Source organism: Xenophilus sp. Marseille-Q4582 (assembly GCF_916700565.1).
Lineage (GTDB): Bacteria > Pseudomonadota > Gammaproteobacteria > Burkholderiales > Burkholderiaceae_C > Xenophilus.
In genome coordinates this window covers 29,006-46,546 of the sequence record NZ_CAKAKO010000008.1, presented here as the reverse complement: position 1 = coordinate 46,546, position 17,541 = coordinate 29,006, and the positions used below count along the sequence as shown (strand labels likewise).

The 17,541-nt window shown below is 70.3% G+C and carries 14 protein-coding genes; 4 read left to right on the top strand and 10 right to left on the bottom strand.

The window, feature by feature from the left end; translation table 11 throughout:
* Window positions 1-130 precede the first annotated feature (130 nt).
* The 3 genes from LG388_RS25485 to LG388_RS25475 all read left to right on the top strand — a co-directional run bounded on the left by LG388_RS25485 (window position 131) and on the right by LG388_RS25475 (window position 4,073).
* Entirely contained in the window at window positions 131-1,639 is a 1,509-nt protein-coding gene (locus LG388_RS25485) for a CoA-acylating methylmalonate-semialdehyde dehydrogenase (protein WP_225785367.1), read from the top strand.
* Window positions 1,640-1,831: 192 nt separating this feature from the next.
* A complete protein-coding gene (locus tag LG388_RS25480) occupies window positions 1,832-3,454 on the top strand; it encodes a GMC family oxidoreductase (protein ID WP_370630247.1) in 1,623 nt (540 codons plus the stop codon).
* Window positions 3,455-3,527: 73 nt separating this feature from the next.
* Window positions 3,528-4,073 (top strand): GNAT family N-acetyltransferase, encoded by a 546-nt coding sequence (locus LG388_RS25475; RefSeq protein WP_225785365.1) that lies wholly within the window; start codon window positions 3,528-3,530, stop codon window positions 4,071-4,073.
* Window positions 4,074-4,086: 13 nt separating this feature from the next.
* On the opposite strand, the gene LG388_RS25470 is transcribed toward LG388_RS25475, so the two are convergent.
* From LG388_RS25470 to LG388_RS25460, 3 genes are all read right to left on the bottom strand, one after another.
* A complete protein-coding gene (locus LG388_RS25470; RefSeq protein WP_225785364.1) occupies window positions 4,087-5,826 on the bottom strand; it encodes a VWA domain-containing protein in 1,740 nt (579 codons plus the stop codon).
* A gap of 283 nt (window positions 5,827-6,109) precedes the next feature.
* Window positions 6,110-6,424, bottom strand: coding sequence for a hypothetical protein (locus tag LG388_RS25465; protein ID WP_225785363.1), 315 nt, complete (start codon window positions 6,422-6,424; stop codon window positions 6,110-6,112).
* A gap of 45 nt (window positions 6,425-6,469) precedes the next feature.
* On the bottom strand, window positions 6,470-7,705 hold the full coding sequence (locus LG388_RS25460; RefSeq protein ID WP_225785362.1) for an ammonium transporter: 1,236 nt from the start codon (window positions 7,703-7,705) through the stop codon (window positions 6,470-6,472).
* Window positions 7,706-8,075: 370 nt separating this feature from the next.
* On the opposite strand from LG388_RS25460, the gene LG388_RS25455 reads away from it, so the two are divergent.
* Window positions 8,076-8,834, top strand: a complete 759-nt coding sequence (locus LG388_RS25455; protein WP_225785361.1) for a TSUP family transporter — start codon at window positions 8,076-8,078, stop codon at window positions 8,832-8,834.
* Window positions 8,835-8,849: 15 nt separating this feature from the next.
* On the opposite strand, the gene LG388_RS25450 is transcribed toward LG388_RS25455, so the two are convergent.
* The 7 genes from LG388_RS25450 to LG388_RS25420 are packed head-to-tail and all read right to left on the bottom strand — an operon-like array spanning window position 8,850 to window position 17,540.
* Window positions 8,850-10,460 (bottom strand): AMP-binding protein, encoded by a 1,611-nt coding sequence (locus tag LG388_RS25450; protein ID WP_225785360.1) that lies wholly within the window; start codon window positions 10,458-10,460, stop codon window positions 8,850-8,852.
* 8 nt (window positions 10,461-10,468) lie between these two features.
* On the bottom strand, window positions 10,469-11,668 hold the full coding sequence (locus LG388_RS25445; protein WP_225785359.1) for an acyl-CoA dehydrogenase family protein: 1,200 nt from the start codon (window positions 11,666-11,668) through the stop codon (window positions 10,469-10,471).
* 8 nt (window positions 11,669-11,676) lie between these two features.
* Window positions 11,677-12,807 carry an acyl-CoA dehydrogenase family protein gene (locus LG388_RS25440; protein WP_225785358.1) on the bottom strand — a complete coding sequence of 377 codons (1,131 nt, stop codon included), beginning with the start codon at window positions 12,805-12,807 and terminating at the stop codon, window positions 11,677-11,679.
* A 39-nt stretch (window positions 12,808-12,846) separates the two neighbouring features.
* The gene (locus tag LG388_RS25435; RefSeq protein WP_225785357.1) at window positions 12,847-13,551 is read right to left on the bottom strand and encodes an ABC transporter ATP-binding protein; all 705 of its coding nucleotides are present in this window, start codon (window positions 13,549-13,551) and stop codon (window positions 12,847-12,849) included.
* Window positions 13,544-14,317, bottom strand: a complete 774-nt coding sequence (locus LG388_RS25430) for an ABC transporter ATP-binding protein (RefSeq protein WP_225785356.1) — start codon at window positions 14,315-14,317, stop codon at window positions 13,544-13,546. The genes LG388_RS25435 and LG388_RS25430 overlap by 8 nt, the downstream gene beginning before the upstream one ends.
* Window positions 14,314-16,287, bottom strand: coding sequence for an ABC transporter permease (locus LG388_RS25425; RefSeq protein ID WP_225785355.1), 1,974 nt, complete (start codon window positions 16,285-16,287; stop codon window positions 14,314-14,316). The genes LG388_RS25430 and LG388_RS25425 overlap by 4 nt, the downstream gene beginning before the upstream one ends.
* Window positions 16,284-17,540 (bottom strand): ABC transporter substrate-binding protein, encoded by a 1,257-nt coding sequence (locus LG388_RS25420; RefSeq protein WP_225785354.1) that lies wholly within the window; start codon window positions 17,538-17,540, stop codon window positions 16,284-16,286. Before LG388_RS25420 ends, LG388_RS25425 begins: the two co-directional genes overlap by 4 nt.
* Window position 17,541 lies beyond the last annotated feature (1 nt).

The window sequence follows — 17,541 nt, the reverse complement described above, 5'->3', positions numbered from 1 at the left end:
TTCAGCCGCAGGCGGCTAGGCAGGGCAGGGCACGCTGCCTAAACTGGCCCGGCACGCGGATCCTGCCCACCCCGCCGCCGGCGGTTGGCACGATCGCGCTTCCCTCCTCTTCTTGACACGCAGGACCGACATGCCCCAAGCCATCGACCACTACATCCACGGCCAGGCCGTGGCCAACAGCTCCGGCCGCACACAGGACGTGACCAACCCCGCCACCGGCAAGGTGACCGGCCGCGTGGGCCTGGCCGGCGCCGACCAGGTCGCCGCCGCCGTCGCCGCGGCGCAGGCCGCCTTCCCAGCCTGGGCCGACACGCCGCCGATCCGCCGCGCCCGCGTGATGTTCAAGTTCCTCGAGCTGCTGAACCAGCACCGCGACGAGCTGGCCCACCTGATCACCGCCGAGCACGGCAAGGTGTTCACCGACGCGCAGGGCGAAGTCACGCGCGGCATCGACATCGTCGAATTCGCCTGCGGCATTCCGCAGCTGCTCAAGGGCGACTACACCGAGCAGGTCTCCACCGGCATCGACAACTGGACGCTGCGCCAGCCGCTGGGCGTGGTGGCGGGCATCACGCCCTTCAACTTCCCGGTGATGGTGCCGATGTGGATGTTCCCGGTCGCCATCGCCGCCGGCAACACCTTCGTGCTCAAGCCCAGCCCGACCGACCCGAGCCCCTCGTTGCGCATCGCCGAGCTGCTGAAGGAAGCCGGCCTGCCCGACGGCGTGTTCAACGTCGTGCAGGGCGACAAGGTGGCCGTCGACGCGCTGCTGGAACATCCGGACGTCAAGGCCATCAGCTTCGTGGGCTCCACGCCGATCGCCAACTACATCTACGAAACGGGCGCGCGCCACGGCAAGCGCGTGCAGGCTCTGGGCGGCGCCAAGAACCACATGGTCGTGATGCCCGACGCCGACATCGACCAGGCGGTGGACGCGCTGATCGGCGCCGGCTACGGCTCGGCCGGCGAGCGCTGCATGGCCATCAGCGTGGCCGTGCTGGTGGGCGACGTGGCCGACAAGCTGCTGCCCAAGCTGATCGAGCGCACGAAGACGCTCAAGGTGCTGGATGGCGAGAACCTGGCGGCCGAGATGGGTCCCATCGTCACGCGCGCCGCGCACGAACGCATCAGCGGCTACATCGCGCTGGGCGAGCAGGAAGGCGCGAAGCTGCTGGTCGACGGCCGCGGCTTCAAGGGCGCAGAAGCCGGCCAGGGTTGCGACGATGGCTTCTGGCTCGGCGGCACGCTGTTCGACCACGTGACGCCCGAGATGCGCATCTACAAGGAGGAAATCTTCGGCCCCGTGCTGGGCTGCGTGCGCGTGAAGGACCTGAAGGAAGCGGTCGACCTGATCAACGCCCACGAGTTCGGCAACGGCGTGGCCTGCTTCACGCGCGACGGCAACGTGGCGCGCGAATTCAGCCGCCGCATCCAGGTGGGCATGGTCGGCATCAACGTGCCGATCCCGGTGCCCATGGCCTGGCACGGCTTCGGCGGCTGGAAGCGCAGCCTGTTCGGCGACATGCACGCTTACGGCGAGGAAGGCGTGCGCTTCTACACCAAGCAGAAGTCCATCATGCAGCGCTGGCCCGAGAGCATCGGCAAGGGCGCCGAGTTCGTGATGCCGACGGCGAAGTAAACGCCCCCCACCTGCGCGGACTTCGGTCCGCGCAGTCGTTTCTGGGATGCCTTCGCGCCTCCCGGACAGCGCGTGCCGCGCGGCAGTGCGAGACTGCGGCGCTCAAGAAGCAGAAGCACGGAGACACAGCCAGTGAGTGACAACACGACCTTCGACTACATCGTCATCGGCGGCGGCACGGCCGGCGCGCTGATGGCCAACCGCCTCTCAGCAGACAGGAAGCTGCGTGTGCTGCTCATCGAGGCCGGGCGCAAGGACGACTACCACTGGATCCACATCCCGGTCGGCTACCTGTACTGCATCGGCAATCCGCGCACCGACTGGCTCTACCAGACCGAGCCCGATACGGGCCTGAACGGCCGCGTGCTGCGCTACCCGCGCGGCAAGACGCTGGGCGGCTGCTCCAGCATCAACGGCATGATCTACATGCGCGGCCAGTCGCGCGATTACGAGCAGTGGGCGCAGCTGACCGGCGACGACACCTGGCGCTGGAACGAGGTGCTGCCGGCCTTCATGAAGCACGAGGACCACTACCTCGGCGATGCGGTGGAGGCGGCCCGGCGCGACCCCGACTTCGCGCGCTTCCATGGCCACGGCGGCGAATGGCGCGTGGAAAAGCAGCGCCTGCGCTGGGACATCCTGGACGCCTTCGCGCAGGCGGCGCAGGAGGCCGGCATTCCGCATTCCACCGACTTCAACCGCGGCAGCAACGAAGGCGTGGGGTACTTCCAGGTCAACCAGAAGGCCGGCTGGCGCTGGAACACGGCCAAGGCCTTCCTGCGGCCTACCTGCTACGGCCGTCCGAACTTCGAGATGTGGACCTCGGCGCAGGTGGCGCGCCTGCTGTTCGAGACGCAGGCCGACGGCTCGCAGCGCTGCACGGGCGTGCAGGTGTGGGACGGCCACGAGATGGTGCAGGCCCAGGCCACGCGCGAGGTGGTGCTGAGCGCCGGCGCCATCGGCACGCCGCAGATCCTGCAGCTGTCGGGCATCGGACCGGCCGAGTTGCTGCGCGCCCAGGGCATCACGCCCGTGGCCGACCTGCCGGGCGTGGGCGCCAACCTGCAGGACCACCTGCAGATCCGCGCCGTCTACAAGATCAACGGCGCGCCCACGCTCAACGTGCTGGCCTCGTCGATGGTGGGCAAGGCCAGGATCGGGCTCGAATACCTGCTCAAGCGCAGCGGGCCCATGAGCATGGCGCCCTCGCAGCTGGGCGCGTTCACGCGCAGCTCGCCGGCCCATGAATGGCCCAACCTCGAATACCACGTGCAGCCGCTGTCGCTGGATGCCTTCGGCGAGCCGCTGCACAGCTTTCCGGCCTTCACGGCCAGCGTGTGCAACCTCAACCCCACGAGCCGCGGCACGGTGAACATCCGCAGCCCGCGCTTCGAGGACGCCCCGGCCATCGCGCCCCGCTACCTGAGCACCGACGAGGACCGGCAGGTGGCGGCCGATTCGCTGCGCGTCACGCGCCGCATCGCGGCCCAGCCTGCACTCGCGAAGTACCAGCCGCAGGAATGGAAGCCCGGCGTGCAGTACCAGAGCGACGAAGACCTGGCGCGGCTGGCCGGCGACATCGCGACCACCATCTTCCATCCCGTGGGCACGGCCAAGATGGGGGCGGATGACGACCCGACCGCCGTGCTCGATGCGCGCCTGCGCGTGCGCGACGGCCGCGGCGGACGCATCGCGGGCCTGCGCGTGGTGGACGCGAGCGTGATGCCGACGATCACCAGCGGCAACACCAACAGCCCGACGCTCATGATCGCGGAGAAGGCGGCCGGCTGGCTGCGGGCCGAGGCCCAGACCTGAGCCTCGCGGGGCGTCTGCCCCGCACGCCCTGCGGCTAAGCTGGCGGCTTCGCTGGCCCTCTTCGACACGCCCCATGCCCACCGACCCGCTGCCCGCCGGCTTCACCCTCCGCACGGCCACGCCCGCCGACTTTCCGGCGCTGCACGCGGCGCTCGACGCGGTCGCGCGCGAGCGCCGCTACCTCGCCATCTTCACCGCACCGCCGCTGGAACGCTCGGTCGCCTTCTACCAGGGCCTGCTCGACGAGGGCCTGCCGCTCGAGGTGCTCGTGCGCGGCACGCAGATCCTGGGCTGGTGCGACATCTGCAGCCTGTTCGGCGACACGCGCGTGCACATCGGCGTGCTCGGCATCGGGTTGCTGCCCGAAGCGCGCGGCCAGGGCCTGGGCGGGCGGCTGATGCAGTCCGCAATCGATGCCGCCTGGGCGCGCGGCCTTTCGCGCATCGAACTGAGCGTGCGCACCGACAACACGCGCGCCGCGCGGCTCTACGAGCGGCTGGGCTTCGAACACGAGGGCATCAAGCGCCGGGCCTGCCTGGTGGACGGCGTGTACCACGACATCGCGGCAATGGCGTTGCTGCGCGAGCCCGCCGGCGCACGGGTCGCGTCGACAGACTGAGGGAGGCCCCGGCTCACTCGCCCCCGACCTTGACCGGCGCGTCGCTACCGGCCGCCTTCGGCGCCAGCGATTGCGCCAGATCGATCAGCTTCACGAAGTCGCGGCGCAGGCCGTTCGCATCCGTGCCCAGGCCCTGCTGCGCCAGCGTGCGGGCGTCGGCATAGGTCCATTGGCCCGTGTGCGTGCCGCCGCGCAGCAACTGGCCGAAGCCCGCCACCGCGGTCGCGAACTTCCAGTCGGCGCCGGGCTGGGCGCTCACGGTGCGTGGCACGACCTGGCTCAGCTCCACGCTGCGGCTGGCGCCCGGCTGCTTGTAGCGGATCTTGACCTGGCCCCATTCGTGGCCATGCGCGGCAGCGGCCGGCGCGGCGGCGGCATAGCGGCGCGCGTCCGTCAGGGTCGGCTTGCCCACGGGCGTCAACTCGTAGAGCGCCGTCACGCTCTTGCCGGCGCCGATCTCCACCGCGTCCACGGCGTCGTTGCGGAAGTCGGCCTCGGCCAGCAGGCGGTTCTCGTAGCCGATCAGGCGCCATTCGGCCACGGTGCCGGGGTTGAACTCCACCTGCAGCTTCACGTCGCCGGCCACGGTCTGGAAGGTGGCGGCCAGCTCGTCGCCCAGCACCTTCTGCGCCTCGGCCAGCGAGTCGATGTAGCTGTAGTTGCCGTTGCCCACGGCGGCCAGCTGGTCCATCAGCGCGTCGTTGAAGTTGCCCTGGCCGAAGCCCAGCGTGGTCAGCGAGACGCCGCTGCGGCGCTCGCGCGCGACCAGGTCCTTGAGCTGGCGCGGGTCGGTGATGCCGATGTTGAAGTCGCCGTCGGTGGCCAGCAGGATGCGGTTGATGCCGCCCGCGATGAAGCCGGCGCGCGCCTGCGCATAAGCCAGCTGGATGGCCTGGCCGCCCGCCGTGCCGCCGCTGGCCTGCAGCCGCGCGATGGCGGCCTCGATCACCGCCTTGTCGGCGCCCGAGGTGGGCGGCAGTTCCAGCTGCGTGCGCCCCGAGTAGGTGACGAGGCTCACCTTGTCCTGCGGGCGCAGCTGCTGCACCAGTTGGCGCAGGCTGGCTTGCACCAGCGGCAGCTTGTCGGCCGAGGCCATGGAGCCCGACACGTCGACCAGGAACACCAGGTTGGCCGGCGGCGCGCTGGACATGGCGCGGTCGACGGCCTTCACGCCGATGCGCAGCACGAGGTTGTCCGGGTTCCAGGGCGCGGCCGCCACCTCGGCCTGCACGGCGAAGGGGTGGCCGGCCGCGGGCGGGCCGCCTTCGTAGCGGAAGTAGTTGACCAGCTCTTCCACGCGCACCGCGTCGCGCGGCGGCAGGCGGCCCTGGTTCAGCCAGCGTCGGACCTGCGCGTAGGCGGCGGTGTCCACGTCCAGGCTCAGGGTGGAGACGGCCTCCTGCGCCGTGCGCTGGACCGGGTTGTCTTCGAGGGCCTGGTAGCGGTCGCGCGCCTCGGCGGGCAAGGCTCGGTCCGGCATCGGCCGAGGCAGGGGCATGGGCGCCACGGCGGAAGGTGCGGCCAGCTTGCGCTGGGCGGCAGCGCTGAGCGCCGCGCGCTCCTGCAGCCGGGGCGCCATGCCCGCCGCCCCGCCCAGGGCCGCCGGTGCGGGCGGGGCCGCGGGGGCGGCGAGCACGGGTGGAACGGCCGCCACCGCCCCGCTTGCCGAGGGCGCAGCCGGCGCGCGCGCCGCGTCGCTGGCCGAAGGCGGGTTCTGGCTGCAAGCGGTCAGCAGGACCACAGCGCTCAGCAAGGCCCACGCAGGCGTGGGGGGCCGGGCCGCGCACGCGCGGCGGGAAAGACGGAACGAAGAACGCATGAAGAACCTCCTGTATCGGCGTGGCACCGGTCACGAAGCCGGCACCACCGCCCGCTCCTGCTGCCTGATACGCCCCACGGCCGCGCGTGGGGTTGAGGTTGGGAGAAAAATTGCGGCGCTCGAGGCGCGCCATGCCCGCGAACCCGCGCGGACGCAGCGCGAAGGCGGCGCGATGGCGCGGTGGCGCAGTGGCGCACTCGCGGGGCGCCCCAGGCGGCTAGCGCAGCCCGCCGATGTAGCGCGCCAGCGTGCGCTGCGGCGCAGTGGCCGTGCCGGCGGCCATGCGGGCCTCGGTGGCCGCGCGCACACGGGCTTCAGCGGCCAGCGGCGCCATGGCTTCCTCCAGCCGCAGCGCGATCTCGGCCAGGTCGGTGTCCTGCGTCTCGGCCGCATGGGCGCGTGCAAAGCGCACCATTTCGGTGGCGTAGGGCACGTCCACCGCCATCCATTCGGTGTCGGTCACGCGGCCCGTCTTGCGTCGCAGGGCGACGTGCAGGCGAGCGGCGATGGCCACACGTTCGCTCTCGGTCATGGCTGCTGACTCCTTGCGTTGGCGCCGGAGCCACCTCTGCCGTCATCAGTGGCCCAGTCGCTCCCGGTGCTCAGCAAGATCGAGGCCCGCTTGTTCCACCTCGGGCTCCACGCGCAGCCCGACCAGCACTCGCACCACGCCCAGCACCAGCAGCGTAGCCACCGCGCTGTAGGCGGCCACGGCCGCGACGGCCAGCAGCTGCGTGGGCACGTCGCCGCTGACGCCGCCCACGCGCGGGTCGGCCAGCAGCCCGGTCAGCAGCGAGCCGACGAGGCCGCCCACGCCGTGCACGCCGAACACGTCCAGCGAGTCGTCGGCCCGGAGCCAGCGCTTGAGCGCGGTGGCGCCCCAGTAGCAGGCCACGCCCGCCACCAGGCCGATCAGCGCCGCCGAGCCGGGGCGCACGAAGCCGGCCGCCGGGGTGATGGCGACCAGCCCGCCCACCAGGCCCGAGCACAGGCCCAGCAGCGAGGGGCGGCGGCGCACCATCCATTCGGCCACCATCCAGCCGAGCGCACCGGCCGCCGCGGCGATGTGCGTGACGGCCATCGCCAGGCCCGCACGGCCGTCGGCCGCCAGGGCCGAGCCGGCGTTGAAGCCGAACCAGCCCACCCAGAGCAGGCAGGCCCCCACCGCGGTGAAGGCCAGGCTGTAGGGCTCGAAGGGCTCCTTGCCATAGCCCTGGCGCGGGCCCAGGACGTAAGCGCACACCAGTCCCGCGATGCCGGCATTCACGTGCACCACGGCGCCGCCCGCGAAGTCCAGCGCGCCCATCTGCGCCAACCAGCCGCCCGGTTCCCAGACCCAGTGCGCGATGGGCGCGTACACGGCCAGGCACCACAGCGCGGCGAACCAGAGCACGGCCGAGAAGCGCATGCGCTCCACGAAGGCGCCGACCACCAGCGCCGCCGTGATGACGGCGAAGCTGAGCTGGAACATGGCGTACACCGATTCCGGCAGGTGCGGCGCCACATGGCTCACGGCCACCTGTTTGGCCTCCAGCAGGTAGTCCAGGCCGGCGAACCAGGCGCGGTCGAGGCTGCCGATCCAGCGCGAGCCGGCCCCGAAGGCCAGCGAATAGCCCAGCGCGAACCAGACCAGCGACACCACGGCGGCAACGCCGAGCACGCAGGCCATGGTGTCCAGCACGTTCTTGCGTCGCACCATGCCGGCGTAGAACAAGGCCACGCCCGGCAGCGTCATCAGCAGCACGAGCGCGGTGGCGGTCAGGGTCCATGCGGTGTCGGCCGCAGGCAGGGAGGAGTTGGCGACAAGGGACATGGCGAAGACGCAAGGGCGATGGAAGCCCGCCTCCCCGCATCAACCGTGCCAGCCGCTTACATTTGGTCGCAAAAGTGAACGATCGGTGCCTCCGCAGCGCAGCGGGTAATCCCCGATGCACCGCTGCGGTGCAGCATTTAGAGTCGCGCCACTCGCTGACGGACCGCCGTCGCATGCGAGGGTCCGAGGAGACAACCCGCACAAAAATCAGAACAAACCACAAGGCATCCGCGCACGAGATGCCCCATGTTCCTCAAAGCGCCGCTGGTCGGCGCTTTTTTCTTGCCCATTTCATGCCCATTTCTGGGGCATCTTCCCTGCCGGGCGCCCGCAGCCGGCCCCCCTTCGGCGCGGTGGGAGAATCCACCCCATGGAGTGGATCTGGGTGGCTGGCGCCTCGCTGCTGGCGGGTTTTATCGATTCGATCGTGGGCGGCGGGGGCCTGATCCTCACGCCTGTGCTGTTCTCGGTCTTTTCGAACGCGCCGGCCGCCACGCTGCTGGGCACCAACAAGAGCGCCGGCGTCTGGGGCACCGCGGTGGCGGCGGCGCAATTCTCGCGCCGCGTGCGGCTGCCCTGGCGGGCCCTGCTGCCGGCCGCGGGCGTGGCCTTCGCCGGCTCCTTCATCGGCGCCTGGGCAGTCACGCTGGTCTCGGCCGACTTCCTGCGCAAGCTGCTGCCCTTCATCCTGCTGGCGCTGCTGCTCTACACGCTGGCCAAGAAGGAACTGGGCCGCCACCATGCGCCGCGCTTCACGGGCCGGGCCGAACTGGCGGTGGCCTGCACCATCGGGCTGCTGATCGGCATCTACGACGGCTTCTTCGGCCCGGGCACCGGCAGCTTCTTCATCTTCCTGCTCGTGCGCTGGCTGGGCTACGACTTCCTGAACGCCTCGGCCTCGGCCAAGGTGCTCAATGTGATGACCAACCTGGGCGCGCTCGTGCTCTTCGGGCTCAAGGGCCATGTGTGGTGGCACTACGCGGTGGTGATGGCCATCGCCAACGTCGCCGGCAGCCTGCTGGGCGCGCGCGTGGCGCTCAAGCATGGCGCGGGCTTCGTGCGCGGGGTGTTCATCGTGGTGGTCGGCGCGCTGATCTGCAAGACCGGCTACGACGCCTTCCTGCGCTGAGCCCCGCCCTACCGCCTAGCCCTTGAGCAGCCGCCGCAGCACCTTGCCGGTGCCGGTGGCGGGCAGCGCTTCCCGCAGTTCGAGCTGGCGCGGCACCTTGTAGTGCGACATGTTCTCCTTGGCCCAGGCGATCAGGCCTTCGCGGTCGAAGGCCGCGAGATCGCCGTCCTTCGGCACCACGAAGGCCTTTATGACTTCGCCCTTGCCTTCGTCGGGCACGCCGATCACGGCCACCTGGCGCACCGCGGGATGCAGGATGAGGATGGCCTCCACCTCTTCCGGGAACACGCTGAAGCCCGAGACCTTGATCATCTCCTTCACACGCCCGATGAAGGTGAGGTAGCCGTCCTCGTCCAGCTTGCCGATGTCGCCGGTGTGCACCCAGCCGTCCTTGAGCACCTCGGCCGTGGCCTCGGGCCGGTTCCAGTAGCCGTGGAACACGCCGGCGCTGCGCACCACGATCTGGCCCGTCTGGCCCACCGGCAGCGGTTCGCCGTCTTCTCCGACGATCTTGAGCTCCACGCCCGGCCCGGGCACGCCGTTGGTGCCCCAGCGCACCGCGTCGCGCGGCATCAGCACGTCGTTGGTGTGCGTCTCCGACAGGCCGTAGCCCGCCTCGTACACCAGGCAGCCGTTGGCAAAGGCGCTCCATTTCCTCGCCAGTTCCTCGGTCAGCTTGATGCCGAAGCTGGTGCCCATGGTGGTGTGCAGGCTCGACAGGTCGAAGCGGTCCGCCCCGGGCTCATTCATGGCCGCCACCAGCATCGGCGCCATGGCGTACCACCAGGTGACGCGGAAGCGCTCGATGGACTGCAGCGCGGCCAGCGCGTCCAGGCGGTTGAGCAGCACGATGGTCGCGCCCGTGAAGGCCAGCAGCGTGACGCCGCAGATCATCCCGGCGATGTGATAGACCGGTGCGACGGCCAGCATGGTGTCGTCGTTGCGGATGCGGAACATCTGCGCCCCGACCGCCGTCTTGTACAGCGCATTGCGGTAGCTGAGCATCGCGCCCTTGGGCATGCCGGTGGTGCCCGAGGTGTAGGTCATCAGGGCGACGTCGTCCATCGACAGCTCGGGCCGCGGCGGATTCGGCGCCGGGTCGGCCACGGCCTCGGCAAAGTCGACCGTGCCTTCGGGCACCGGGCGGCGCGCCGCCACCTCCTCGGGCACGCGGATCGGCGGGTCCTGCGGCAGGAAGTCGCTGTAGCGCACGCTGTAGACATGCGAGACGTCCACCTTGTCGCGCACCGACAGCACGATCGGCACCAGGTGGTCGGCCGCGACGATCGCCTTGGCGCCCAGGTCGCCGACCTGGTAGGCGAACTCGTGGGCCTTGAACATCGGGCTGCACGGGCTCACGATCGCGCCCAGCTTCTGGATGCCAAAGTGGGCGATGAGGTACTGCGGGCAGTTCTGCAAAAAGAGCGCCACGCGGTCGCCCTTGCCCACGCCGATGCGGTGCAGGGTCTGCGCGAAGGCGTCGCTCAGGCGGTCGAGCTCGGCATAGCTGATCTCGCGGCCGTACCAGACGAGCGCGGCCTTGCCGGGCTGGCGCCGCGCGTGCTCGCGCAGGTACTCGTGCAGCGGCTGCTCGCCGAAGGGGTAGTCGATCTCGGGCGTGCTCATGGTCGTGTCTACAGGCCCAGCGCGTGCTTGGCCATGATGTTCTTCTGCACCTCGGTGCTGCCGCCGTAGATGGTCATGGCGCGGCAGAACTGGTAGCTCGGCACCGGGCCGAGCGCATGCTCGGGCCCGACCAGCGGGTCCTCGTTCAGGCCCAGCAGCGGGCCGGGCTGGTAGCGCTGCCCGTCGGGGCCGGCGGCCTGCACCAGCAGCTCGGTGATGCGCTGCGCGATCTCGGTGCCGCGGATCTTGATGAAGGAGGACTTGCCCGGCCCGGCCGGCGCGCCCGCGTGCATGTCCGACAGCATTCGCAGGAGGCCGATCTCCAGCGCCTTGAACTGCACCTCCACGCCCGCCAGCTCGGCCGCGAAGGCGGGGGCGTCGATCAGGCGTCGCCCGCCGGATCGCACCTCGCCGGCCACGCGGCGCAGCTTCTGCAGCTCCTGCGTGATGAAGCGCAGGTTGGCGTTCTCGACGCGTTCGTGCTCGAGCAGGAACTTGGCGTAGGTCCAGCCGCGGCCGGCCTCGCCGATGAGGTTCTCGCGCGGCACCTTCACGTCGTCGAAGAACACCGCGTTCAGGTAGTGCCGGCCATCGAGCATGCGGATCGGCTGCACCGTCACGCCCGGGGTCTTCATGTCGATCAGCAGGAAGGAGATGCCCTCCTGCTTGCGGCCCTCGCGGCCGGTGCGCACCAGGCAGAACATCCAGTCGGCGAAGTGCGCGTACGAGGTCCAGATCTTCTGGCCGTTGACGACGAAGTGCTCGCCGTGGTCGTCGGCCTGGGTCTTGAGCGAGGCCAGGTCGGAACCCGCGCCGGGCTCCGAGTACCCCTGGCACCACCACACCGACGAATCGCGGATCGCCGGCAGGTGCTTCGCCTTCTGCGCCTCGGTGCCGAAGGTGTAGATCACCGGGCCGACCATCGCCGGGCCGAAGACCTGCAGTTCGGGGCAGTGCATCTCGCCGGCCACGCGGTTGAAGATGATCGTCTGCATGGCCGACCAGGCCTGGCCGCCGTGTTCGCGCGGCCAGGCGCCGGTGAACCAGCCCTGGCGGCCGAGGATCTGCTGCCAGCGCATGAAGTCCTCGCGGTCCAGGAAGCGGTCCAGCCGCACCTTCTCGCGGATGTCGGCCGGCAGGTGCTCGCCGATGAAGGCGCGCACCTCAGCCTCGAAGGCCTGCTCGGCGGGGGAGAGCGTCAGGTCCATCGTGGGGCTCAGCTCGCCATGTAGCGCTCGACGTGCCAGTCGCTGTCGCCGAAGGTGGTGGCGATCATCGACAGGCGCTTGAAGTAGTGGCCCACAGCGAGCTCCTCGGTCACGCCCATGGCACCGTGCATCTGGACCGCCTCCTGCCCGACGCGCTTGGCCGTGCGGTCGATCTCGATCTTGGTGGCCGACAGCGCCTTGCGCCGCGCCGCGGCGTCGCCCTCGCGCAGCATGAGCGCGCCGTACAGCGCCATCGAGCGGGCCTCGTCCAGCGCGATGTACATGTCGACCATGCGGTGCTGCAGCGCCTGGTTGGTGCCGATGGGGCGGCCGAACTGCTGGCGGGTCTTGAGGTAATCCAGCGTGCTGTCGACCAGCACCGCCATCGCGCCCACGGCTTCCGACGCGAGGGCCGCGATGCCCTGGTCGATCACCCGCTCCAGCGCTTCGCCGGCCGCGCCCTCCGCGCCCAGGCGGCGCGCCGCGTTCACGCGCACCTTCGCCAGCGTGACATCGGCGGCGCGCTGACCGTCATGCGTGGCATAGGGTGTGAGCGTGAGGCCCGGCGTGTCCGCGTCGACCACGAAGGCCGTGAGGCCGTCGCGGTCATCCGCACGCCCCGCGGTGCGCGCGACGACCACGAACTGGTCGGCCACGGCGCCCCCGTAGACCAGCGTTTTCGTGCCGTCGATCACGTAGCCTTCCCCGTCGCGCCGCGCCGAGGTCTCGCAATGCGTGATCTCGTAGCGCGAGCCCGCTTCGGCGTAGGCCAGCGCCAGCTTGCGCTCGCCGCCCATCATGGGCTGCAGCCATTCGGCCTTCTGCGCCGCGCTGCCCAGCGCGCTGAGCATGCCGCCGCCCAGCACCACGCTGGCCAGGTAGGGCTCCAGCAGCAGGCCGCGACCGACCCCTTCCATCACGATGCCGGTGTCGGTCGCGTCGCCGCCGATGCCGCCCTCCTCCTCGCTGAAGGGAATGGCCAGCCAGCCGAAATCGGCGTACTGGCGCCAGCAGCCCTCGTCGTGGCCGAGGGGGCTGGTCACCAGCTTGCGGCGGTGGGCAAAGTCGTAGGCCTCGCGCACGAAGCGCTCGACGCTTTCGCGCAGCTGGGTCTGTTCAGGGGTGTACTGCAGGTCCATGGTTCGGTCGGGAAGCGAAAAAGGAGAGAGAGGACAGGCTCACAGCGCCAGGTAGCGCTGCTGGATCTGGGGGTTCGCGTCGAACTGCGCCCAGTCGCCCTCGAAGACGATGCGGCCGGTGTCGATCACGTAGACGTACTGGGTGCAGCGGCGCGCGAACCAGATGTTCTGTTCGCACAGCAGCAGCGCCACGTTGCGCTCGGTGCAGGTGCGCACCACGTCATGCGCCATCTCTTCGACGATGATGGGCGCCAGGCCCTCGGTGGGCTCGTCGAGCAGCAGCAGGCTGGGGTTGGCGGCCATCGCGCGCGCCACGGCCAGCAGCTGCTGCTGGCCGCCGCTGAGCTGGCCGCCGTAGCGCTGCTGCAGCGGTGCCAACATGGGGAAGCGTTCGAGGATGTCGGCCACCGGCACGGCCGGGCGCTGCGCGCTCGCGCCGTAGCGCGCCATGGCGATGTTCTCGGCCACCGTCAGGTGGGTGAAGATGCGCCGGTCCTCGGGCACCAGCGACAGGCCCAGCCGCGTGCGGCGGTGCGGTGCGAGCGCGCCGATGTCCTGCCCGTCGAAGCGCACCGTGCCGCGCACGCGCGGGCCGGCGTTCATCACGCTTTTGAGCAGCGTCGACTTGCCGGCCCCGTTGCGCCCGAGCAGTGCCACGCGCTGGCCGGCACCCACCGCCAGCCGCAGGTTGAAAAGAATGTGGCTGTCGCCGTAGAAGGCGTCGAGGTCGCGGACTTCAAGCACCGATCATCTCCTTGCCCAGGTACACCTCGCGCACCTTGGGATGGGCGCGCACCTCGTCCACGGTGCCGGTGGCCACCACCTCGCCATAGTTCATGACCATGATGCGGTGGGCCAGGCCGAAGACCACGTCCATGTCGTGCTCGGTCATCACCACGGTGATGCCGCGCTCGCGCTGGATACGTGCCACCAGCTTCGCGATGTCGGCGCGGTCGCTGGGCGACATGCCGGCGGTGGGCTCGTCCAGCATCAGCATGCTGGGCCGGCCCGCCAGCGCGATCGCGAATTCCAGCCGCTTCTTGTCGCCATGCGACAGGAAGCGCGCGCCCTGCCCGGCCTGCAGGTCGAGCTTGAGGTCGGCCAGCAGGGCCAGCGCCTCGGCGCGCACGTCCTCGCTGGGGGCGCAGCGGCGCCACGAACCCAGCGGCTCCTTCGTGTGGCGCCGGCGCGCCTCGATGGCGACGATCACGTTGTCCAGCACCGTGAAGTCATGGAACACGCGCGCGACCTGGAAGGTGCGGCCGAAGCCGCGCCGCACGCGCTCGTGCGCGGGCAGGTGCGTCACGTCCTCACCGTTGAAGCGGATGCTGCCGCCGTTGCTGCCCACTTCGCCGGTCATGACGCGGAACATGGTGGTCTTGCCCGCGCCGTTGGGGCCGATGATGGCGAACACTTCGCCTTGGGCCACCGACAGGCTCACGCCGTGCAGCACCTCGATGGGGCCGTAGTTCTTGCGCACGTCCTGCACTTGCAGCAGCGCTTCGCTCATCGCGCACCTCCGGTCTCGAGTTCGGACGCGGCGGGCACGCGGGCAGGCGGCGCCTCGGCGTCCGTGCGCGGCGTGGGCGGCGTCCGGCCGCCGAACAGGCGTGCCTCCAGCCCGCGCCACAAACCCACGGCCCCGTTCGGCGCCAGCAGGATGATGATCAGCAGGCCGCTGCCCACGATCAGCTCGGTCAGGCCCACCAGCGTGCGGGTGGCGTAGGTGATGGCGGCGAACAGCCCCGCACCGACCACCGGCCCCCAGAAGGAGCTGACCCCGCCCAGCAGCGTGTTGAGCATCGGCTGCGCCGAGGCCAGCCAGTGCACTTCCTCGATCGTCACGATGCGCGCCCAGGGCGCGTAGAGCGATCCGGCCACCGCCGCGACCGCGCCCGAGATCACGAAGGCCGCCAGCCGGTAGCCGGCCACGGGCGTGCCCATGAAGGCGGCGCGCTCCTGGTCCTGCCGGATGGTCTGCAGCGTGCGGCCGAAGCGGCTGTGCAGCAGCCACCACATGCCGCCGGTGATGAGCACGCAGCTGGCCAGCAGGAACCAGTAGTAGGCCTCGGAGCTGCCCAGGTCGAAGCGCACGAGGCCCAGGTTCAAGGCCGGGCGCGGAATGTCGGTGATGCCGTCCTCGCGCCCGAGGAAAGAGCTGAAGCTGATGATGAGCCGCAGCGCCTCGGCCAGCGCCACGGTGAGCACGGCCAGGAACACGCCGCTCATGCGCCGCAGCGCGAGCGCGCCGATGCCCCAGGCCGCCAGCGCGCCGAACACGGCCGACGCCGCGATCACGCCCAGGAAGGGCACGCCCGCCACATGGCGCAGCGCCAGCGCCGTGAGGTAGGCGCCGATGGCGAAGAAGCCCGCATGGCCGAAGGACACCAGGCCCGTGTAGCCGAACAGCATGTTCCACGACAGCGCGAACACCACCTGGATCAGCACCGTGCCCACCACGTACAGCGGCCCGGCCGAGATCCACAGCGGCAGCGTGGCCAGCACGAGCACCCCGGCCGTGCCCAGCGCCTGCCACACGCCGCGCGACAGCACGGGCCGGTGCAGCGTGCCGCCGCCATGGCTTTCGTGCGCGCCTTCGGTCTGCGTGCCCACGGCGGGGAACAGGCCGGTGGGCTTGAACAGCAGGAAGATGGCCAGCACCACGTAGATGGCCAGGCCCGGCACCGAAGGCAGCAGCACGGTGTTCAGGCTGTGCACCAGCCCCAGCACCAGCGAGCCGATGAAGGCGCCGCGGATGTTGCCCAGCCCGCCGATGATGACGGCGAAGAAGGCGTACATGAGGTAGGAATCGCCCAGGCCCGTGGACAGGCTCTGGTTGGGCAGCAGCAGGCCGCCCGCCAGCCCCGCGAGCAGGAAGCTCGCCATCACGCTGAGCGCGATGCCGAAGGACACGTTGATGCCCAGCACGCCCGACATCCACGGGTCGGCCGCCAGCGCCTGCATGAGCTTGCCGAACCACAGCCGGTGGATGGCCACCTCCAGCAGCAGGTACAGCAGCACGCCGATGCCGATCACGAACAGCTGGTAGGCCGAAAAGAACAGCCCGAAGGGGTTCATCGGCTGGTCCAGGCCCGGCGGCGGATTGACCGAGAAGAAGTCCACGCCCCAGATCAGCTTGGTGACCCCGGTACACACCATCATCAGCGCGAAGGTGGCGATCAGCACGTAGTGCGGATCCACGTGCCGCAGGCGTCGCAGCACGAGCCGGTCGGTGACCAGGCCCAGCAGCGCGACCACGACCCCGCCCACCAGCACGGCGAACAGGAACATGCCCAGCGAACTGACGTCGCGTCCCATCACCGAGTAGGCCACGTAGGCCCCGATCATGAAGAAGCCGCCCTGCGCCATGTTGAGCAGGCGCAGCAGGCCGAAGATCAGCGTGAGGCCAGCCGCGACCAGGAAGATCGCCATGCCGAAGGCCGCGGCATTGAAGAAGGCGAACAGGATTTCGTGGGTCATGCCTCGAACTTCCTGCCCGGGGTGGCCGGCTCGACGATCTCCGATTCGTCCATGCGGATCACCTCTTCCAGCCCGTAGCCGGGCGCCGCATCGCGCGCGCCGATCTTGGCGAAATAGGCGAAGCCAATGCCCTGGTGGTCTTCCTTGCGGATGCGGTAGGGGCCGGCGGCGGTGTCGAACGCCAGCCCCTCCAGCGCCGCGATGACGGCCGCCGTCTCCGTGGAGCCCGCCTTCTTCACTGCGTTGAACAGCGCCAGGGCCGAGCGGTGCGAGGCCTGCACGATGCCCGGCACGTGCGGCGTGCCCGTCACCTTGACGATGTATTCGCGCAGCTTGGCGCTCTGCGGGTACTGGCTCTTGAAGGGCTCCAGCTCGGGCGCCCAGAAGCTCACGCCCCACAGGTTCGAAGGCGTGGACTTCTGCATCGCCTTGGCGATCATCAGTTCGGTGCCGGCTTCGCCGATGACCTTGAACTTGCGGTCCAAGCCGACCGAGCGGCCCTGCTGCAGCAGGCTCACGGCCGGCGCCGCCGTCAGCCCGACGAACAGGCCTTCCGCGCCCGAGTTCATCAGGCGGTTGATCTCGACGCGGTAGTCCGCCTTGTTGAGCGAGGCATAGACCGGCTCCAGCACCTTGGGCGCCTTGCCCGTGGCCTTGGCGGCGCGCCTGACGCCGTGTTCGAAGTAGCGCGCCATGTCGCGCCCGTTCTCGCTGTCGGGCAGGATCATGGCCCAGCTGCCCACGTCGGCGAACTTCGTGGCCAGCATGTTGCCGATGCCGCCGAAGAGCATGTAGGCGTTGGAGGCGACGCGGAAGAAGTTGCGGCTGAAGTTCTCGTGCGTGACCGACATGACGGTGGGGGCCGGCGCGGCCACCACGGCGTCGAGCTCGCCCAGGATGGGCGCGATGGCCAGCGCCATCGGCGACTGGCCGGCGCCCACCGACAGCTTCACGCCCTCGCCCGCGAGTTCGCGCACGGCGGCCACGGCCCCGGCGCTGGTGAACTTGTCGTCGCGCACCACGATCTCGATGGGGCGGCCGAGCAGGCCGCCCGCGTCGTTCCACTGCATCTGCGCAGCCTTGATGCCGGCCAGCCAGTTGGCACCGGCCTCGGCACCGATGCCGCTCATGGGCAGCATGGCGCCGATGCGCACCGGCCCGCCCTGCGCGTGCGCGGAAAAGCGCGCGCCGCCGCTGCCCAGCACGGCGGCTGCGCCCGCGGCCTGAAGAATCTGTCGTCTCTGGATGGACATG